Source organism: Dickeya ananatis, from assembly GCF_019464615.1.
GTDB lineage: Bacteria > Pseudomonadota > Gammaproteobacteria > Enterobacterales > Enterobacteriaceae > Dickeya > Dickeya oryzae.
Genome location: NZ_CP040816.1, coordinates 841,742 through 858,801, shown reverse-complemented (window position 1 = coordinate 858,801; position 17,060 = coordinate 841,742). Strand labels below are relative to the sequence as shown.

17 protein-coding genes and 1 riboswitch are annotated in these 17,060 nt (G+C 51.4%); of the genes, 5 read left to right on the top strand and 12 right to left on the bottom strand.

All coding sequences use genetic code 11. From position 1 onward, the window contains the following. Positions 1–183: 183 nt before the first annotated feature. From psiE to FGI04_RS03720, 9 genes are all read right to left on the bottom strand, one after another. Positions 184–591 (bottom strand): phosphate-starvation-inducible protein PsiE, encoded by a 408-nt coding sequence (gene psiE / locus FGI04_RS03760; RefSeq protein WP_038905199.1) that lies wholly within the window; start codon positions 589–591, stop codon positions 184–186. Between the two features lie 197 nt (positions 592–788). Further along, positions 789–1,592 (bottom strand): bifunctional hydroxymethylpyrimidine kinase/phosphomethylpyrimidine kinase, encoded by an 804-nt coding sequence (thiD, locus tag FGI04_RS03755; RefSeq protein ID WP_407336290.1) that lies wholly within the window; start codon positions 1,590–1,592, stop codon positions 789–791. After that, on the bottom strand, positions 1,589–2,383 hold the full coding sequence (gene thiM / locus FGI04_RS03750; RefSeq protein ID WP_342700243.1) for a hydroxyethylthiazole kinase: 795 nt from the start codon (positions 2,381–2,383) through the stop codon (positions 1,589–1,591). Before thiM ends, thiD begins: the two co-directional genes overlap by 4 nt. 34 nt (positions 2,384–2,417) lie before the next feature. Next, positions 2,418–2,517, bottom strand: a riboswitch (TPP riboswitch). Positions 2,518–2,619: 102 nt separating this feature from the next. Continuing rightward, positions 2,620–3,801 (bottom strand): MalY/PatB family protein, encoded by a 1,182-nt coding sequence (locus tag FGI04_RS03745; RefSeq protein ID WP_342700242.1) that lies wholly within the window; start codon positions 3,799–3,801, stop codon positions 2,620–2,622. A gap of 49 nt (positions 3,802–3,850) precedes the next feature. Next, positions 3,851–5,104, bottom strand: a complete 1,254-nt coding sequence (locus FGI04_RS03740; protein WP_407337385.1) for an MFS transporter — start codon at positions 5,102–5,104, stop codon at positions 3,851–3,853. Next, positions 5,104–6,627, bottom strand: coding sequence for a Gfo/Idh/MocA family oxidoreductase (locus FGI04_RS03735; RefSeq protein WP_407273835.1), 1,524 nt, complete (start codon positions 6,625–6,627; stop codon positions 5,104–5,106). The genes FGI04_RS03740 and FGI04_RS03735 overlap by 1 nt, the downstream gene beginning before the upstream one ends. Before the next feature lie 16 nt (positions 6,628–6,643). Beyond that, positions 6,644–8,350, bottom strand: a complete 1,707-nt coding sequence (locus FGI04_RS03730; protein ID WP_407336289.1) for a carbamoyltransferase C-terminal domain-containing protein — start codon at positions 8,348–8,350, stop codon at positions 6,644–6,646. A gap of 14 nt (positions 8,351–8,364) precedes the next feature. Continuing rightward, complete coding sequence (locus FGI04_RS03725; RefSeq protein WP_407273837.1) at positions 8,365–9,186, bottom strand: class I SAM-dependent methyltransferase; 822 nt, start codon at positions 9,184–9,186, stop codon at positions 8,365–8,367. Between the two features lie 744 nt (positions 9,187–9,930). Continuing rightward, positions 9,931–10,827, bottom strand: coding sequence for a LysR family transcriptional regulator (locus FGI04_RS03720; RefSeq protein ID WP_342700238.1), 897 nt, complete (start codon positions 10,825–10,827; stop codon positions 9,931–9,933). A gap of 86 nt (positions 10,828–10,913) precedes the next feature. Here FGI04_RS03720 and FGI04_RS03715 point away from each other — a divergent pair, with 86 nt between their 5' ends. Continuing rightward, positions 10,914–11,696: an NAD(P)H-dependent oxidoreductase gene (locus FGI04_RS03715; RefSeq protein WP_342700237.1), complete on the top strand. Its 783-nt coding sequence runs from the start codon at positions 10,914–10,916 to the stop codon at positions 11,694–11,696. Here the strand turns inward: FGI04_RS03715 and FGI04_RS03710 are convergent. Next, entirely contained in the window at positions 11,678–12,574 is an 897-nt protein-coding gene (locus FGI04_RS03710; RefSeq protein WP_342700236.1) for a LysR substrate-binding domain-containing protein, read from the bottom strand. The two genes, FGI04_RS03715 and FGI04_RS03710, sit on opposite strands and share 19 nt — an antisense overlap. Positions 12,575–12,682: 108 nt before the next feature. On the opposite strand from FGI04_RS03710, the gene FGI04_RS03705 reads away from it, so the two are divergent. From FGI04_RS03705 to FGI04_RS03695, 3 genes are read left to right on the top strand one after another with little or no spacing between them, the layout of a single operon-like run. After that, positions 12,683–12,988, top strand: coding sequence for a carboxymuconolactone decarboxylase family protein (locus FGI04_RS03705; protein ID WP_038905210.1), 306 nt, complete (start codon positions 12,683–12,685; stop codon positions 12,986–12,988). Between the two features lie 3 nt (positions 12,989–12,991). Next, positions 12,992–13,378, top strand: coding sequence for a tautomerase family protein (locus FGI04_RS03700; RefSeq protein WP_023640443.1), 387 nt, complete (start codon positions 12,992–12,994; stop codon positions 13,376–13,378). Next, a complete protein-coding gene (locus FGI04_RS03695; protein ID WP_407273838.1) occupies positions 13,375–13,905 on the top strand; it encodes a DUF4865 family protein in 531 nt (176 codons plus the stop codon). Before FGI04_RS03700 ends, FGI04_RS03695 begins: the two co-directional genes overlap by 4 nt. A gap of 59 nt (positions 13,906–13,964) precedes the next feature. On the opposite strand, the gene FGI04_RS03690 is transcribed toward FGI04_RS03695, so the two are convergent. Both FGI04_RS03690 and FGI04_RS03685 read right to left on the bottom strand, forming a co-directional pair. Then, positions 13,965–14,357, bottom strand: a complete 393-nt coding sequence (locus FGI04_RS03690) for a VOC family protein (protein WP_342700234.1) — start codon at positions 14,355–14,357, stop codon at positions 13,965–13,967. A 243-nt stretch (positions 14,358–14,600) separates the two neighbouring features. After that, complete coding sequence (locus FGI04_RS03685; RefSeq protein WP_342700233.1) at positions 14,601–15,380, bottom strand: DUF3750 domain-containing protein; 780 nt, start codon at positions 15,378–15,380, stop codon at positions 14,601–14,603. Between the two features lie 123 nt (positions 15,381–15,503). Between FGI04_RS03685 and FGI04_RS03680 the strand changes: the two genes are divergently transcribed. After that, positions 15,504–16,694: an MFS transporter gene (locus tag FGI04_RS03680; protein WP_407273839.1), complete on the top strand. Its 1,191-nt coding sequence runs from the start codon at positions 15,504–15,506 to the stop codon at positions 16,692–16,694. The last annotated feature ends 366 nt before the right edge of the window (positions 16,695–17,060 follow it).

The window sequence follows — 17,060 nt, the reverse complement described above, 5'->3', positions numbered from 1 at the left end:
AAAAAGTGACACAATCGCGCCAATTGTGACATTTTTTAGAATCAGATCACATCAATGGCACTGGTGACTGGTTATTATTGCAGCGCTGAGAAAATACAAAACGAAAAATAAGCGTAGTAATGCTACTAGGAACCACCTCCTTGGCCAGCTCAATCTCCCTTGAGCTGGCTTTTTCTTTGCGCGCTATTCACGCTTGAGGCGTGGACTATTCACCAGATAGAGCGTAATCACCAAAATCAGGATCGCCCCGGCATAAGTGAAGGTATCCGCCGGATTTTTATGGTCGACAATAATCAGCCGTACAATCGCGGTGATACCAATGTAGATGAAATAGCGCAGCGGGAAGTGATAGCCGGAGAGAAAATACTTCACGATCAACGCCAGAAACTCAAAGTAGAGGAAATAAATCACCAGGCTTTCGATCAGCATATACGACGACTCTTTTTCATTGCTGACCAGCAGTACCGTCGCCAAATGCCAGGTTTCCTTAGCCAGGAAAACCACCAGAATCGCCGCCAGCACCAGCAGGCCGAAATTGAGTATCGTCTGTAATCCTCTGGCAATCATGATCGCACGCGCAGACCCCGCCATAAGCCTCTCCTCAACGCTAGATTCAGAGAAAATACGCCCCAAAAAAAACAGCCCCTGAAGACCTGGGGGACGTCAGTGTCGCCATCTGGCAATAACCTGACGGAGATCACAAAATTACCGGGTCATCAGCGAACTGTCTATGCAATATTTTTTACTACTTATCTGATTTTCTTATCGCTTTGATCAGGCAGCCATCGTCACCACCAGCGGTGAAAATGGTGCACCGGACCGATGCCGTGGCCGACTTCCAGCGAGTCGGCCTGTTCCAGTGCGCCTTGCAGGTAGGCCCGCGCAGCAGACAGAGTGTCGAACCAGTTATCATGACGCGGTCGTAACGCTGCCAGCGCCGCCGACAGCGTACAACCGGTGCCGTGCGTATGCCGGGTGTGCACGCGCGGCGTACTTAACCGAACGGGTTCGGCATGTGGCATGAACAACCAGTCCGGACTTTCCTGGTCACTCAGGTGCCCGCCTTTCATCAGCACCGCCTGACACCCCATCGCCAATAGCGCTTCGCCTTGCTGGCGCATCCCGTGTTCATCGTCGGCAGGCGCGCACTGTAGCAACGCCGCCGCTTCAGGCAGGTTAGGCGTGATCAACGATACCCGCGGCAACAGCAACTGACGCACCGCTTCCACCGCCTCCGCCGCCAGTAGCGGATCACCGCTTTTGGCCAGCATCACCGTATCCAGCACCACATAGGGCACCGGGTAACGTAACAGCCGGTCTGCCACCGTTTCCACAATATCCGTCTGTGCCAGCATGCCGATTTTCGCGCTGTCAATGCGGACATCGCTCAGCACAGAATCCAGTTGGGCTGCGACAAACGTCGGTTCAATGCGGTAAACCGACTGCACACCACGGGTATTTTGTGCCACCAGTGCAGTAATCACACTGGTGCCATACGCCCCCAGTGCCGAGAAGGTTTTCAGGTCAGCCTGAATACCGGCACCACCGCTCGGGTCAGTACCGGCGATCGTCAGCGCGTTGATACATTTCATACCAGCGCCTCCCGCTTCAGGGTATAGAGCGCATCCAGAAACGCGGGAATAAAACTCCCCGGCCCCCGAGCCTGCGCCGCCGCCAGTTGCCCGCAATGAGACATCACCGCACAGGCAGCGGCCACATGACCGAGGCGGTCACCTTCCAGCGCACAGAAACCCGCGACCACCGCCGACAGCGCACACCCGGTGCCAACCACCCGGGTCATCAGCGGGTCGCCGCCGGGTATCGCCAGCACCCGATCGCCGTCAGTCACGTAGTCCACCTCGCCGGTGACCACCACGCAGGTGGCCCAGCGCTGTGCCAGTGCTATAGCGCAAGGCAAGGCGGCCAGCACATCATTGCCGCTGTCCACGCCACGTCCTGCGGACTGTTCGCCCGCCAGCGCCATTACTTCGGAGGCATTACCGCGGATAGCCGTTGGCTTCATCGCCAGTAATTCAACGGCAAATTCAGTGCGAAAACGCAGGCCACCGACCGCGACCGGGTCCAGCACCCACGGTGTACCGACGTTGATGGCGCTGGTTACCGCGGCGCGCATCGCCTGCGCACGGTCAGCCTCAAGCGTCCCCAGATTAATCAGTAACCCATCGGCCAACGCACTAAACTGCGCCGCTTCACCGGCATCGACTACCATCGCGGGCGAAGCGCCTAACGCCAGCAACACATTGGCGGTAAACCCTTGCACCACCTCATTGGTGAGACAATGCACCAGCGGTGCGCGCAAACGGAAAGCATCGAGAGAATCCGCGACGGACGCGGCAGGGAAAAGTACAGGTCGAGCGTTCATAAACCTCCCAACCGGCGTGAAAGAAGGCGGTACCGGTGGGATACCGTGACTTCCCTACGCTGGCATTATCCAGTTCAGGTAATACGGGTATTTCTCAGCCCGCTTTTCATAAAGGGGCACCCCGAGTCAACGAACGCTATTATTGGGAGTATTGAGCAAAAAGGTCAATGGCAGGATGCCCGTCGGCAACATTGCCCCCTCTTCAACAGGTTGTTCTGGCTGTAACATGCCAGTCTTTACTGCGCCCTGAACGTATCGGTTATCCTTGCCAGCGCAGAACGCAACAGCTCACGCCGACAGGCAAAATTAATCCGGGCAAACCCAGCGTAGGCCGGGCCAAATTTCGCGCCATCATCCAGCCACACCCCAGCCTGTTTGAGCAACGTTGGCTGTAAATCCTCCGGTGCAATACCACTGCACCGAAAATCCAGCCAGCCAAGATAGAGCGCATCCGCATCAAACAGTCGAACGCTGACATCAGCAGTGAGACTCGCCTGCAACAACGTCCGGTTAGCGCGTAAATAATCCAGTAATGCGGCTAACCACGGCCCACCATGCCGGTAAGCCGCTTCACAGGCCGCCAGCCCTAACATATTCGGTATATGTAACGAGCAACGCGCATAACTGCGTTTAAGCCCGTCACGTATTGCCTTGTTGGGAATAAACAGATTTGACGTCTGCAATCCCGCCAGATTAAAGGTTTTACTCGGCGAAGTGCAGGTAATGCTGTTGTCGGCAAATTCATCGTTAATACTGGCAAATGGCTGATGCCGTGCCGCTGGATTAACAATCAAATCCTGGTGAATTTCATCAGCAATCACCATCACACCATGACGCTGGCAAATATCGCCCATTGCCAGTAATTCATCCCGACGCCAGACATGCCCGGTCGGATTATGCGGATTACAGAGAAAAAATAGCCGCGTCGTCGGCGTAATCGCCTGTTCAAATGCGTCAGGATCGAACGCATACCCTGATGCAATTTCAGTAAGCGGTGCCGTCACCACCTGGCGATCGTTCATTGTCACACTGTGATAAAACGGCCCATAAACCGGCGGTTGAATTAATACCCCATCCCCCGGCTGAGTGAATGTCTGCACAATCATGCTCAGGCTATTCACCACACCAGGGCTTTGCATAATCCAGTCTTCCTGGATTTTCCAGCCATGATGATCTGACTGCCATTGAATAATTGCATCAAATAGCGTGTCACTGGCGCGTGTGTAGCCAAAAACCCCTTTATTAATAGCATCATGCAATGCCTGCCGCACTTCATCAGGACATGTAAAATCCATGTCTGCAATCCACAACGGCAACGGTGCCAGTGAGGTGGAGTGCGGCAGATAGGGGGACGGATGCTCCCATTTCAATAAATGGGAATGCGAAAAATCGATAACCTCATCAAAACGGCAAGCCATGTAGTACGTCCCTATGCCATTTCTATAACGACGATAACGTCTGTAGCGATCAGTCAGAATTCGGTGAAGACTTTTCAAACACCGCAAGCTTGGGTTGATGCCGTCCGGCTCGGGTCAGCCGATAAACCTGTAATTGCACTAACAACGCGACAGCCAACAGAAAATAGGCGGCGATCATCGGCAACCAATCGTCACGCCAATGGTTCATGACAGCCCAGGCAACCAATGAAGAGAACGACATCTGTATCGCAGCCATGAGAGCGGAAGCCTGCCCGGCAAGCGACTTGAACGCAGACAAGGCTATCGACGCTCCGGTCGCAATCAGTACAGCAAACCCCAGGCTCCCCAGCGTAGCCGAAATCAGATAAGGCCAGACTGACACCGTCAATACCTGCATCGTCAGAATAAAACCGGCCATTGCCAGTAATATCAACACCGCACCGCCATACAAAATCGCCGTTTCTTTCACCCGGCCCAGCAACCGGGCGGTCAGCAGGCTACCCGTGGTGATGGCCAGGGCATTAACAGCAAAATAGTAGCCAAACTGATCTACCGGGATATGCAGCGTTTCTATCAATACTCGAGGCGAACTGGAAAAGAAAATCAGTTGGGTAGCGAAGCCAAAACTGGCGGCAAAACACCCCAACCGAAATTCAGGATGCCGGAACACGGTGATATACCCGGAAAACACGTTCAACGGTGCAGCCGGAGAATGCGCCCCCTCGGAGACGCTGGCGCATACTGCTGGCAGCGGCTTCCATAAGACCAACATTCCGCACAGTAAGGCGAAGAAACCTAACGCATAGAAACTGGAACGCCAGCCGTAATGCACAATCAGTATTCCCCCTATCACCGGTGCCAATACCGGTACCAGACTGATCACACCGTTAAGCAGGCTGAACACTTTCCCGATGGCTGCCCCTTGAAAGCGCAGCGGCACACTGGCCGATGCGGCAACGGCCATCGCTCCGGCCCCACACCCTTGCACCAATCGTAGTGCGATAACCTCTGAAATGGTGCTGGTCAGGTATACGCCCAGCGTACTTAGCGAGTAAACCACGCAACCGGCCAATAAGACACGCTGTGCACCCAAGCGGTCGACTAACGGACCAAAGAAAAGCTGACTGAGGCTCAAACACAGCACAAACCCGCTGATGATCCATTGTGTCATCCCCGGCATACTGCCTAGCTCATGGGACATCGACGGTACGCCGGGAAGGCAGATATCCAACCCTAACGGAGCCGCGACCACCAATGGAAACAGGCCCGCTACCCGCCCCATATGCTCTTTTCCAATCCTCATCACAGTATGAATGCCTCTGGCTGCAGAGCCGGTTCCCGGCTTTTCAGACAACGATTAATCAATGGATTAAGCCGGTGATAACGATGGCTGATAGACTGATAAATCGCCGATGTCAGCGCCGCTCCCACCTCATGTTTACTAAAATCAGATACCATATCGCCCGCGGCAATCTCGCCCCGCATGCCCGCAATAAATTCATAGAAGGCTTTGGCTTTAGATTTCCCTCTCAATCCTTTTCGTCCGCCTTCCATCGCAATAATGTCGTCAATATCGAACACTTCCACATGTTTCCCGCCAAGCATTTTATCATTGCGGAAAATATAGATTTCCAAATGCTCTTTCGTACCGATGCGATGTCTTTCTTCTGACGTCTCGTCAGGTAAAGCATCCGACTTATAGGAATGGAAATGGATCGACTGGAATGGCCCTTGCTGAAATATATGCGATTCATGGGAAACACGGCCATTACCTTTATACAGGTCTCTACCTGCTGCCGTTACCCAATTTCTCTGCGAGTAGCCATTATGACACAGGTTAATCGATACCGCTGTCAGCGTTCTATCACCGCATTTAAAACAGATATTACTGCTGCAATCCACTTCGCCAAATGTTCCTAGCAACAGCCCTAACTGGTTTTCATCATAATGGTTAGCTTCGTCGAAACGGCGTCGCCCAAACAGAGCACGATAGTCATCAAGCGCCAATTGGCTAAGCACATCATCTGGCCTAATCGCCATCGAAAAGACATCAATATTATCGAACTGTTTGCCTTCGCCAAAACCAGATTCGAGGACAAAAGGTACAATATCGAAATAGTGATAACCACTATGCGAGCATTTCCCGTATCCCTGATGGTAAGGGTGATAATGCTGTTCTACTATTTCTGTCGGCATACGCCACTGGCCGTCTGAGTGGAAGGTTTGCACATTAGTGACCGGGCAATGGGTTTGAGCAAAGCACTCGGCAATATATCGTTTAATCAGATTAAACGACGTCTGATAACGTCGTTGGGCCATAAGCGAAAACACCTGACGAGGATTATCACGCCGCTTTTTTTGATACAGCGTATTTAGCGCGTAATAATCTTCCGCAATCTGTATCGATTTCTCAATTGAGGTTGAAATACCTTCATAAGATGAAATCGGTTTATCCATTAAAATAGACAAACCTGATGCCAATGCCCAGCGAGCATAAGCCATATGGGCAAGCGGCTCGGTGGCGATAATCACACCATTGATTGCATACCTGTCCACCACATCATTGAGTTTCTTTATGACATCGGCGCTCAATTCAGCCTGACTATTATCACTATCATTAAAGTAAATAACTTCAGGCCGTAATTGTTTTCCTGCAAGATAAGCCTCTATCCCTGGCCTGGCCGAAATAAAATCCACTGCAGCACATAGATTTAATGTTGGGTCCTCACAGGATATTTCAAGCAAAGGGTAATAAATTCTCTTGGCATGAGGACCAAATCCGATCAGCAACAAATTGACAACTTTATTATTCGTCAACATCGTCATCGCTTACCTCCTTGCGTTAAAGGCTCTGTTTCTTTTCCAGCAAATAACTACCGATAAACAGAGCATCCATACCGATGGCGCTCCTGAAACACTCAATTGCATCATCCGGTGATTCAACAATAGGCATTCCCGCGAGATTAAAACTGGTATTGAGTACTACCGGTATGCCGGTCAGGCTCTCCAGTGTCTTAATCAACTGGTAGAATTTTTTATTCGACGCAACAGAAACGGTTTGTAATCTGGCTGTGCCATCGACATGAATACAGGCAGGCATATCCACTTTAGCCTGCGTTTTCACCGGAGCCACCTTCATCATATAAGGAACAGGCGATAGCATATCAAAATACTTATCAGCAGCCTCCTCCAATACCACGGGGGCATAAGGGCGGAACCATTCACGCAGTTTTATTTGGCTATTGAGGATTTCTTTTGTCCAGCTATTGGTTGGTGAAGCGAGAATACTACGGTTTCCAAGCGCACGAGGCCCGAACTCGCTGCGATCCTGGAACCAACCGATAATTTTCCCTTCGGCAATAAAGCGGGCGGCTAATTGCTCTGGCTGGCTGACACGCTGAATACTGAATTCATTCTCACAGGCACGTAAGCTGCCTGTAATGTCCTCTTCAGTATAAACCGGCCCCAGATAAGCAGAACTGTCAAACTTAGGCACCCGATGATCTTTTTTCCAGAAGTACTCCGCGGCGGCACCTAACGCCAACCCGGCATCTCCCGGAGACGGCGGCACATATACTGTAATTCCTAATTCTTCTTCCAATTTTCGATTCATCACCGAATTCATGGCCACGCCGCCCGCCACACACAACGCATCGATATGATGTTGCTCAAGCAGTGCTTTCGCTCGACGAATGATTGATTTTTGTAGTTGATCCTGAGCCCAGGCAGCCAAATGCATATCAAACGGACGAATCACGTCCCCTTTGCGGCGACGTTCTGGAATATCACGCCCTTGCTTTTTAAACCAACGCTTAAGATCCTTAGTGCAATCATCAGAATAAGGCTCATCTCTCAGAGCAGAGACTTCACCCTGCGGTGTTTCAATAAACGGCGAATAGTCTGCAAAAATCGTTGGATTACCGAAAGAGGCCAACCCCATGGTTTTGCCTGACTCACGATAACTATCAAAGCCCAAATAGCAGGTAATATCGCCATAAAACCGGCCATATCCCTGATCACAAGGCTGTGTATTATCCTGGGCGAGAAGTATCAGATCATTATTTTCGTACAGATAATAACTGACCTGCTCCGCCGCATTATTTTCCAGCACATCAGCGTCCACTCGTTCACCAATAATATTTCCGGTGTGATCGGCAACAACGACCAGGGCACGCTGAATATCAGTCTGGCTAACCGCACTTAACGCATGAGCTGAATGATGCGACGTCACAGCATGAATGCGCTCCACTCCGGGAAACAGGGAATCAATCTCTTGTTTAAGTTTGCCATCAAGCCCAGCCTTGCCATTCATTGGCTGTCCAAAACTCACCACCGAGACAGCGGAAATATCACTCAATGTCAGTTTATTACGCTGCAGTATTTCCCTCACCGCACAAGTGACATGACCATCGTATTTTTTTCTGGAAACCCGTTCTTCTGCGATTGCGGTTATCACTTTATCTCGGGTAGCCAGTACTACATTGCCATCGTAGGTTACGGTTCCGTCGGCCAGTATCGGGAGATTAACTGCTAAAATTAACTCTTGCATAACCATCCTTTTTTCTAAAATTTTCTTGCCCGTAGAAAAAACGTCAGTGGAATTGATGAAAAACCATTACTGAAACGCCACCAACCATCTTCATGCAGTGATAATTGTGAGAATGCTTTATAAAAGCTCTTATCAAATTCCTGAAAGGCTGTAATACACAACCCTTTGTTAGTCAGGCTGGTAATAATTTCAGACAGACTATGAAACCAGACATATTGCTCCTGATTTTCTATCTGATGATATTCATTGGCATACGAATATTTATAATTCGCTTTTACAGGTGCATCCGTTCGGGTAGCATTGAATAATGTACTACCATCAAATGGTGAATTATCCTGGAGGGGGTTACTGAACATTTTCGCAATCGGATGCTCATCAATCAACAATAACTCGCCACCAGGTTTTAGATGAGAAGCAATAGTACTCGCCCACAAATCCAGATGCTGGAGCCAGACCAAAACGCCGTAGGAGGTAAAGATAATATCGAACTCACCGAGCGCTAACGTGGATATATCATAGACACTGGCACAGTAAAATTGGGTATTAAGACCAAATTTATTCTTTATCGAATTAGCGGTATCAATAGCGTCAGAAGAGTAATCAATCGCACTGACCTCTGCACCCATTATCTCAAGAGCAAAGCTATCCAGCCCAATATGGCATTGTAAATGCAGTACTCTTTTACCTCGCAGGTCACCTAGTTCAGATAACTCAATATCTTTAAGTTGATATCGGCACGGGTCATAATTATTAACATCATAATCTGATTGGCCAGAATGAATGCGTGCCAGCTCATTCCAGAACTGGATATTTTTACTATCATAAAAACTTTTCAAATGAAATTCCTTTCATCCACCTCACATCAGTCGTATTGATACCGGCAAAATTTACCCCTAACACCGCAGATGCTCACTTTCCGTATCATACAACCCGTTATCATTCCCCTTTAAAAAAACAGCTACATTTCTCTTCTCAAGAAACCCTTGAGTAAAATAACGAAAAAACAGAATAGCAAAACACTACAAATTAAAGAATTTCAAAAAATAATAATTTACAGAATCACAGGTGTCAACAAGAGTTATTTACAGAAACAAGCTACTAATTACAACGATCACAATTATAATAGAGACTATATTAAAAATAAGACTCACTTAAAGGAAGTTTATTTAACCAATTCAATTACAACTAGCGAATTAAATTTACAATAGACCATCACTGTTCACCACCAATTAATCAGGCAGGGTGAGATCAATAATTAGAATATTCCTACGGCATTCCCCTCTATCCATCACTTATATCTAAACTAATTCCAGTTACAGGAAGTGAATTATTAGAATGATGACCTGTCAATGGCGGGAAAACCCTAAATAGTTTCACCTAATATCGCTACGCTTTAGCCAGCCCATGTTTATTGCCGGGAAATGGGCTGACTGACACCATAAATGATCTCCACCCAATACCAGCACCAGGCTAAATCAGAGATCCGAACAAAGGTAAGAGATCAACCCCCGTAAACTGCAAAGAGTGCGTGGAGCTAAAACCGCTCCACTTACATCACCACTTTGTACCTGAACAGGTATTCATAACGCCGCCTGGGCGATCAATCCCCTCAGCCATTGATGTGCCTGATCGCGATGCCAGCGTTCATGCCAGTACATCGCCATCTCAAATCCCGGAAGCTCGATGGGTGCTGTCGCAACCTGTAGACCGGTCTGACCGCGTAGCAACCGGGATGGCAGCATAGCTACAAGGTCGGTAGTGGTCAGTACGGACATCATGAACAGAAAATGCGGCACTGATAGCACCACTTTTCGTGTTAACCCTCTCTCCATCAGTGCGACATCGGTTGTACCGTGAAAACCACCGCCATCCGGCGACACTATCACATGCTCTAACTGACTGAACTGTTCCAGCGTTAATGGGTCACATAGATGCGGGTGCCCAACCCTGCCAGCCAATACATAGTGTTCACGAAAGAGCACACGCCTGCGCATCGCCGGGTGCGCCATGTCACTGGTATGCAACGCCAGGTCGATATCGCCTTGTTCCATTCGCTGCAACATGGCGGACGGCGGTGTCTCCAGAATCGCCAGCCGGGTATGCGGTGCGTCCTGACGCAGTTGGTTCATGACCGGCAGCAGAATCGTCGACTCACCATAATCGAACGCCGATATCCGCCAGGTATTTTCGGCAGTCTTCGGATTAAACGGCGCGGAAGGCGCAATAGCCTGCTCAAGAGACTCCAGCGCCAGCCGCAATGGCTCCCGTAATGCATCCGCTCTGGCGGTGGGTGTCATTCCTCTGGCACCGGGCAACAGTAACGGATCATCAAAAATAGCTCGCAATCGCGCCAGTTGTACGCTCACCGACGGTTGGGACAGGTTAAGTCGTCGCGCTGCACGGGTGACATTGTGTTCTTCCAACAGTGCATCCAGCGTCAGCAGCAGGTTCAGATCCAACCGTCTGATATTATTCATGGCTATACCCAATATAGTTAACATTCATTTTAACTATATCAGACCGCCTCCTATGCTGTGCTTGCGCCAATAAAGGAGACTCAATAATGAAAGTATTACTGGTTTATGCTCATCCGGAGCCCCGTTCACTCAACGGTTCACTGAAAAATGTCATCGTTAGCCATCTGGAAAACACCGGGCATCAGGTTCAGGTGTCCGACCTGTATGCCATGCGCTGGAAAACGACGCTGGACGCCGATGACAACACCGATCCCCACACTAATGCGCCTTTCCATCCATCGCTGGATTCGCAGCGCGCTTTCTCACAAGGAACACAGTCGCCGGATATCGCCGCCGAGCAGGATAAATTACGTTGGGCCGACACCGTCATCCTGCAATTTCCACTGTGGTGGTTCACCATGCCCGCGATTATGAAAGGCTGGATAGACCGGGTATACGCCTATGGTTTTGCCTACGGTGTCGGGGAACACTCGCAGACACATTGGGGAGATCGCTATGGCGAAGGGATGATGGCAGGCAAACGCGCCATGTTGCTGGTCACCACCGGAGGGTGGGAATCACACTATGGACCTCGCGGCATCAACGGGCCTATTGATGATGTGCTGTTTCCCATCCAGCACGGCATATTGTACTACCCCGGTTTTGAGGTGATGCCACCCTTTGTGGTCTACCACACCAGCCGTATGGATGAAGCCCGCTACCAACACACCTGCGATGCGTTGAAGCAGCGTCTCGACACCCTGTGGCATGACGCACCCATTCGTTTTCGGCGGCAAAACGCCGGGGACTACACCATCCCGGCGCTGACGCTAAAACCGGAGATTCAGCCGGATGGCAACGGCTTTGTGATTCATACGGATAATACCTGAGGCAACTGGTGCGATAGCTCTTCCTCGAGCAATTGTTTCAAACGCGCCGTGGCATCAGGCAGGCTGGCGGGTGCCTGCAACAGGGCAACGCCTATTTCGGGCAATGGCGGCAATCGGTTATGGGTCACCGCCGTGAGAGACGACGGCATGCCTATCGCAGAGCGTACCGTAACGCCCAGTCCCGCATTAACCGCCGCCCAGATGCCGCTAAGACTGCGGCTGACAAACACCACCCGCCAGGGGATACCGGCCTTATCCAGTGCGTCGGTTCCCCGTCGGCGCATCAGGCATGGCGCTTCAAACATCACCAGTGGCAGCGGCCGTCCAGTCTCCAGATAGTCGGCTATCTCAAACGATGGATGACGAATCCAGCGCATCGGCAGATGCGCCAGTGCGGCAATACCTGGCATACTCTCCTCATCAAGCCAGCTTAACGCCAAATCGAGCTGTTGCTGGCTTATCGCCTCACACAGCTCACGGTTGCGGGCAATACGGGCGCTGATCTGCACTCCCGGATAAGCGCGGGCGAAACGGCCGAGCACATCCGGCATCAGACTTTCACCAAAATCTTCCTGCATACCGAACCGCACTTCCCCTTCAACACGCGCTCCGCGCACGGCATGCATGGCCTCGTCATTGACCGCCAGAATGCGATGGGCGTAATTCAACAAAATCTCGCCGCTATCTGTGAGCTTCAGGTGACGCCCATCCTTACGCAGCAGGGTGGCATCACATTGCTGCTCCAGCTTTTTCAGATGCGCGCTGACCGCGGATGTTGAACGGCTAAGCTGCTGCGCGGCCAGCGCAAAGCTGCCTAACTCCACCCCGACGACAAAACTGCGCAGAGCATCCAGATCCAACGTGACGAGTCTTCTCATGTTTTTAATCCCGTTTTTCAGGACGATCAATGCCAAATATTTCGATTTTAAAAACCATAGCACAAAGACACAATCCCTTCATCGCCATGAACACCACAGGAGAATGCTATGTCACAACCACTTACCCGCGAAACACTGCAACATGTCGCCCCGAAACTGGCACAACTCAGCAACGATGTCTTGTTTGACGATATCTGGCAACGACCGAACCTTTCTGCACGCGACCGCAGCCTGATTACCGTTGCTGCACTGATAGCGTTGAACCGCCCGAACCAGTTGTCCTGGCACCTTGACTTCGCCAGCCGCAATGGCTTGCAACATGATGAACTGGTGGAAGCCATCACGCATCTGGCGTTTTATGCAGGCTGGCCTGCCGCTGTCTCGGCGCTGGAATGCCTGTCACAGGAGGGATAAAACATGCCGTTTACCCGCATTATCGTTCAGGCCGGGCGTCCTACGCATGAACTGCACCAGATTGCCGACCTGTTTCATCAGGCGTTGGTAGAAGAATTTGACGTTCCCGCCGATGACCGCTTCCAGGTTATCGAAGAACGACCCGCCGGGATGTTGCATTACGCATCGCATTACCAGGCGGGTACGCGCTCCGAACGTTATACGCTCTTTCACATTACGGCGGGCAAACCACGCAGCCGCGAGCAAAAACGCGGTTTTTACCGGCGATTACAGCAGTTGCTGCACACGCAACTCGCACTGCCACCCGATGATGTGATGGTCGTTATCCAGTTCACTACGCCGGACGACTGGAGTTTCAGCCGTGGCGTCATGTATCAACAGGAGGCATGATGATCGTCATGCAATACAGTTTTGTCCTGCCAGCGGACTACGATATGGAAACGATCGAACAACGCATTGCCAGGAATGGTGCCAGGCTGGACGGGTTTGCCGGATTACTGTTTAAAGCCTATCTGTACGCAAAACGTCACGATCCGGATATTCCTTCGGTTGCCAACCTGTACGCACCGCTTTATGTGTGGAAACACAGTCAGGGGATGGCGGCGTTTCTGCAAAGTCCCGGTTTTGCCGCCCTGACGCGAGACTTTGGCTGGCCGCATATCGATTGTTGGCTGGCGGGCAAAATACCGCAACCCAGCGAGGTGAAAGCGGGGGCTATCGCCCAGCGAGTCATCACACCGATTCCGCCTTATAGCCACCTGGCGGACTGGCTGAGTGGCGACACGCAAGCGATGATGACAGCATGGGATGTCAGCCACTGGCGTCAGTTGCAGATGGATTTTTTGCCGTTGCCCGCGGCTGCCACCACGGCGAATGACAGCACACAGCGCTACCGTATCGGTTACGTTGCCTGCTGAGGACATCGCTACATCAGCAAGGTACAGCCACCGGTGGGGTACAGCGCTGCTCCGCCGTTTCACACGGCATGGTGATAGACCGCTTCGATGTTGTAGCCATCCGGATCACGCACAAAAGCAGCATAATAATCAGGATGATATTGAGCACGCACGCCCGGCTGGCCATTATCCACCCCGCCCGCCGCTACCGCAGCGGCAAAAAAGGCATCGACCTCGGCTCGTGATTCGGCACTGAAAGCAAAATGCGTTGTCGGTGGTGATGACAGCTCACCTTGAAAAATCCAAAATTCACCACCCGGATCGGAAGACTCCCCGTATCCCATCAACACGCCGAAGCTCACGGCAAATTTCATGTCTTTGACCTGCTCATAACCGAGTGGCTTTAACGCCTGTTCATAAAACTGACGGCTACGCCGTAGATCAGACACCGGAATACTCAAATGATCCAGCATACTTCCTCCCTCTGGCGATTGAATTCTGTGGTTTTTCGCTCCCGTTCGCATCCGGCACGACACGGAAGTACCAACATAATCGCGTTAATAGCGAGAAAAGATGATCCAGATCTAGAAACAACCGCTTATTTATTCATTAAAAGTGATTTTTTATTGAATCATTACCGACATGACATCACCGCCACAGCCCCTTTCGCCGTTGCCAGAGAACAGTAACCTGCGCAGATGTGGCGGCGTCAGCGTTCACCGTTCATACGTTGTCGCTTTGTCGTACCCCAGGCGGCCGATAAACGGCAAGCGCAAGGCTGGCGGGTTGAAATCCACGCCCAGATTGGCACTTAATATATTGATTTCAATGCCCTCCTCCGCACCTACCGTCAGACCCAATATACCCAGTAACGATACCTGTACCCCCCTTCCCGACGGCGGTAATCCAACCGGGTGTGTCAACGCGCGGAAATCCTTACCGATGGCATTGGCTGGCAGATCCAGTTTCAGTTCGGGGACTTCGCGGCCGATATGCGCCATGAAGGTATTGCTATTCGGGCCGGGCCAGGCGTGATAAGTATGCGGCCAGGGGTAGCTGCTAATTGCCGCTTCTATTTTCGGGATCATCGCGGCGGCTCCCACCCCACGATGTTCAACCAGTAGCCGCGGCATTGAACCGAACCAAAACCCGTCAGGCACGGAATCGTTACGACGTACGACATCATCGCCACCCCAGCCGATCACTTCATAACGCTGGTAACGGGTTTCACCGGCTTTTTTAACGATGATCCAGGGGTGAACCGCCACCAGGCCGCGCCAGCCGTAAGTGGGTGCGGCATAGACCTGTACGATGGCAACACGGCTCAACGCCACAGGATCCGGCGCGATACCGGCAGAATCACGCCGTGCAGTCCAAACCCCTTGGCTGGAGAAACGCGCCTTCTCTTCGCTCCATGAAACTTGTGCCAGACTGCGCCCAAACGACAACACCACAATGGCGATAAAAACGAAACCCAATACTTTGAGATAATTCATCGATGCGGTTTTCTCCAGAAACAGGCGGGCAAGTGCACGGGCAAGAGTGCAATGATCATGGCAATAACGATCATTGCGGTAACATAGAGTGCCAGGCACCAATAACCAAGAGAAAAATCATTGATGAATACTGAGATAGCGTTATCCGTCAGCCAGCAAAATAGCAATATTCTCCGCCTTGCCACCGCTCAGGCGCTGGCGGGTGCCAACTCAGTTGTGTTTTATACGACGGGTGCGATTGTCGGCAATGCCATTGCCCCTGACAGCACGCTGGCTACACTGCCGATAACGGTGTTTGTTTTGGGGATGGCGGCGTGCATTTTGCCGTTCGGTGCGCTGGCTAAAAAGCAGGGTCGAAAAGCCGTGTTTATGGCAGGGACAGGAGCAGGCATCGCCACGGGGCTGACTGCCGCGTTGGCTGTCGTCATTGGCTCTTTTTTGCTGTTTTGTCTGGCTGCATTTATGGGCGGAGCCTATGCCGCGGTAGCGCTCTCGTTTCGTTTTGCAGCGACAGATGGCGTGGCGAAAGAGCGGCGCTCGCGTGCCCTTTCTCTGGTCATGGGCGGCGGTGTGCTGGCTGGTGTTATCGGCCCGATGCTGGTTACCAGCACAATGAATTTCTGGCCTCCTCATACCTTTGCCATCACCTTCATCGCACAGGCGCTGGTTGCTGCCGTATCCGCACTGGTGCTGCTTGGCGTCACCTCAGCCGAACCGGTAGCGCAAACCCAAGCCGGTGGCCGCCCTCTGCGTGAGATTGTTCGTCAGCCCGGTTTTTCCCGCACGGTATTTAGCGGTGCCGTTTCTTATATGGTAATGAATTTTCTGATGACGGCAGCGCCGCTTTCCATGCACATGCACGGCATTTCCCAACACGCTTCGAATCTGGGTATCCAATGGCATGTGATTGCCATGTACGCGCCAGGCTTTTTTACCGGCAAACTGATCCACCACTTCGGTGCCAGACGTATTGGCGCAGCGGGTTTATTTATCACCGGGTTGTCAGTCATGGCAGGGTTGGCCGGAACAGACGTCATGCATTACTGGCTTTCACTGATTTTACTGGGCATTGGCTGGAACTTTGGTTTTACCGGCGCGTCGGCGAAAATCATCGACTATCACCGCCCGGAGGAAAAAACGCAGGTGCAGTCGTTTAACGATTTCATCGTCTTTGGCGTCATGATCGTCGGGTCCTTCTCCTCCGGCGCATTACTGAATCTTTTTGGCTGGAATGCCGTACTGTGGGGGTCGCTGGTGCCGGTGATAGCGGCATTTCTGGCATCAGTGATGACAAGCAGAGCCAAAGCGGCCTGACCCAAACCGCTTTAGTCATCCCCAGAGATTCGTGCGTGGTACCTGCACGGCGTTGCTCAGATGCCAATCACATTCTGTTCAGAGATAATAATCATTTGTCATTTTCGATACCGTGAATAAACGCATTGGATTTGCCACAGCCGACAGTCCTTGCATTTACGAAATCCTTTCATCCACCTGTTCATAGGGCGTTTTCTTACTACCAGTACGCTCTGGGAGGCGACAGCATAGCAATGGCAGGCGTAGCCCTGCTCATTTTCATAAATAAGATAAAATTCTATATATTTGCTATTTGCACTACCACCGCCTACCCTCTCTAAAAAGGGATAAGGGACAGAAGGATACTGACAGAGGATAACCAAAGAA

Excerpts from the sequence above, each read along its gene's own strand:
- psiE (WP_038905199.1), bottom strand. The coding sequence starts at position 591 with ATGGCGGGGTCTGCGCGTGCGATCATGATTGCCAGAGGATTACAGACG.
- thiD (WP_407336290.1), bottom strand. The coding sequence starts at position 1,592 with ATGAAATGTATCAACGCGCTGACGATCGCCGGTACTGACCCGAGCGGT.
- thiM (WP_342700243.1), bottom strand. The coding sequence starts at position 2,383 with ATGAACGCTCGACCTGTACTTTTCCCTGCCGCGTCCGTCGCGGATTCT.
- FGI04_RS03745 (WP_342700242.1), bottom strand. The coding sequence starts at position 3,801 with ATGGCTTGCCGTTTTGATGAGGTTATCGATTTTTCGCATTCCCATTTA.
- FGI04_RS03740 (WP_407337385.1), bottom strand. The coding sequence starts at position 5,104 with ATGAGGATTGGAAAAGAGCATATGGGGCGGGTAGCGGGCCTGTTTCCA.
- FGI04_RS03735 (WP_407273835.1), bottom strand. The coding sequence starts at position 6,627 with ATGACGATGTTGACGAATAATAAAGTTGTCAATTTGTTGCTGATCGGA.
- FGI04_RS03730 (WP_407336289.1), bottom strand. The coding sequence starts at position 8,350 with ATGCAAGAGTTAATTTTAGCAGTTAATCTCCCGATACTGGCCGACGGA.
- FGI04_RS03720 (WP_342700238.1), bottom strand. The coding sequence starts at position 10,827 with ATGAATAATATCAGACGGTTGGATCTGAACCTGCTGCTGACGCTGGAT.
- FGI04_RS03715 (WP_342700237.1), top strand. The coding sequence starts at position 10,914 with ATGAAAGTATTACTGGTTTATGCTCATCCGGAGCCCCGTTCACTCAAC.
- FGI04_RS03710 (WP_342700236.1), bottom strand. The coding sequence starts at position 12,574 with ATGAGAAGACTCGTCACGTTGGATCTGGATGCTCTGCGCAGTTTTGTC.
- FGI04_RS03705 (WP_038905210.1), top strand. The coding sequence starts at position 12,683 with ATGTCACAACCACTTACCCGCGAAACACTGCAACATGTCGCCCCGAAA.
- FGI04_RS03700 (WP_023640443.1), top strand. The coding sequence starts at position 12,992 with ATGCCGTTTACCCGCATTATCGTTCAGGCCGGGCGTCCTACGCATGAA.
- FGI04_RS03695 (WP_407273838.1), top strand. The coding sequence starts at position 13,375 with ATGATGATCGTCATGCAATACAGTTTTGTCCTGCCAGCGGACTACGAT.
- FGI04_RS03690 (WP_342700234.1), bottom strand. The coding sequence starts at position 14,357 with ATGCTGGATCATTTGAGTATTCCGGTGTCTGATCTACGGCGTAGCCGT.
- FGI04_RS03685 (WP_342700233.1), bottom strand. The coding sequence starts at position 15,380 with ATGAATTATCTCAAAGTATTGGGTTTCGTTTTTATCGCCATTGTGGTG.
- FGI04_RS03680 (WP_407273839.1), top strand. The coding sequence starts at position 15,504 with ATGAATACTGAGATAGCGTTATCCGTCAGCCAGCAAAATAGCAATATT.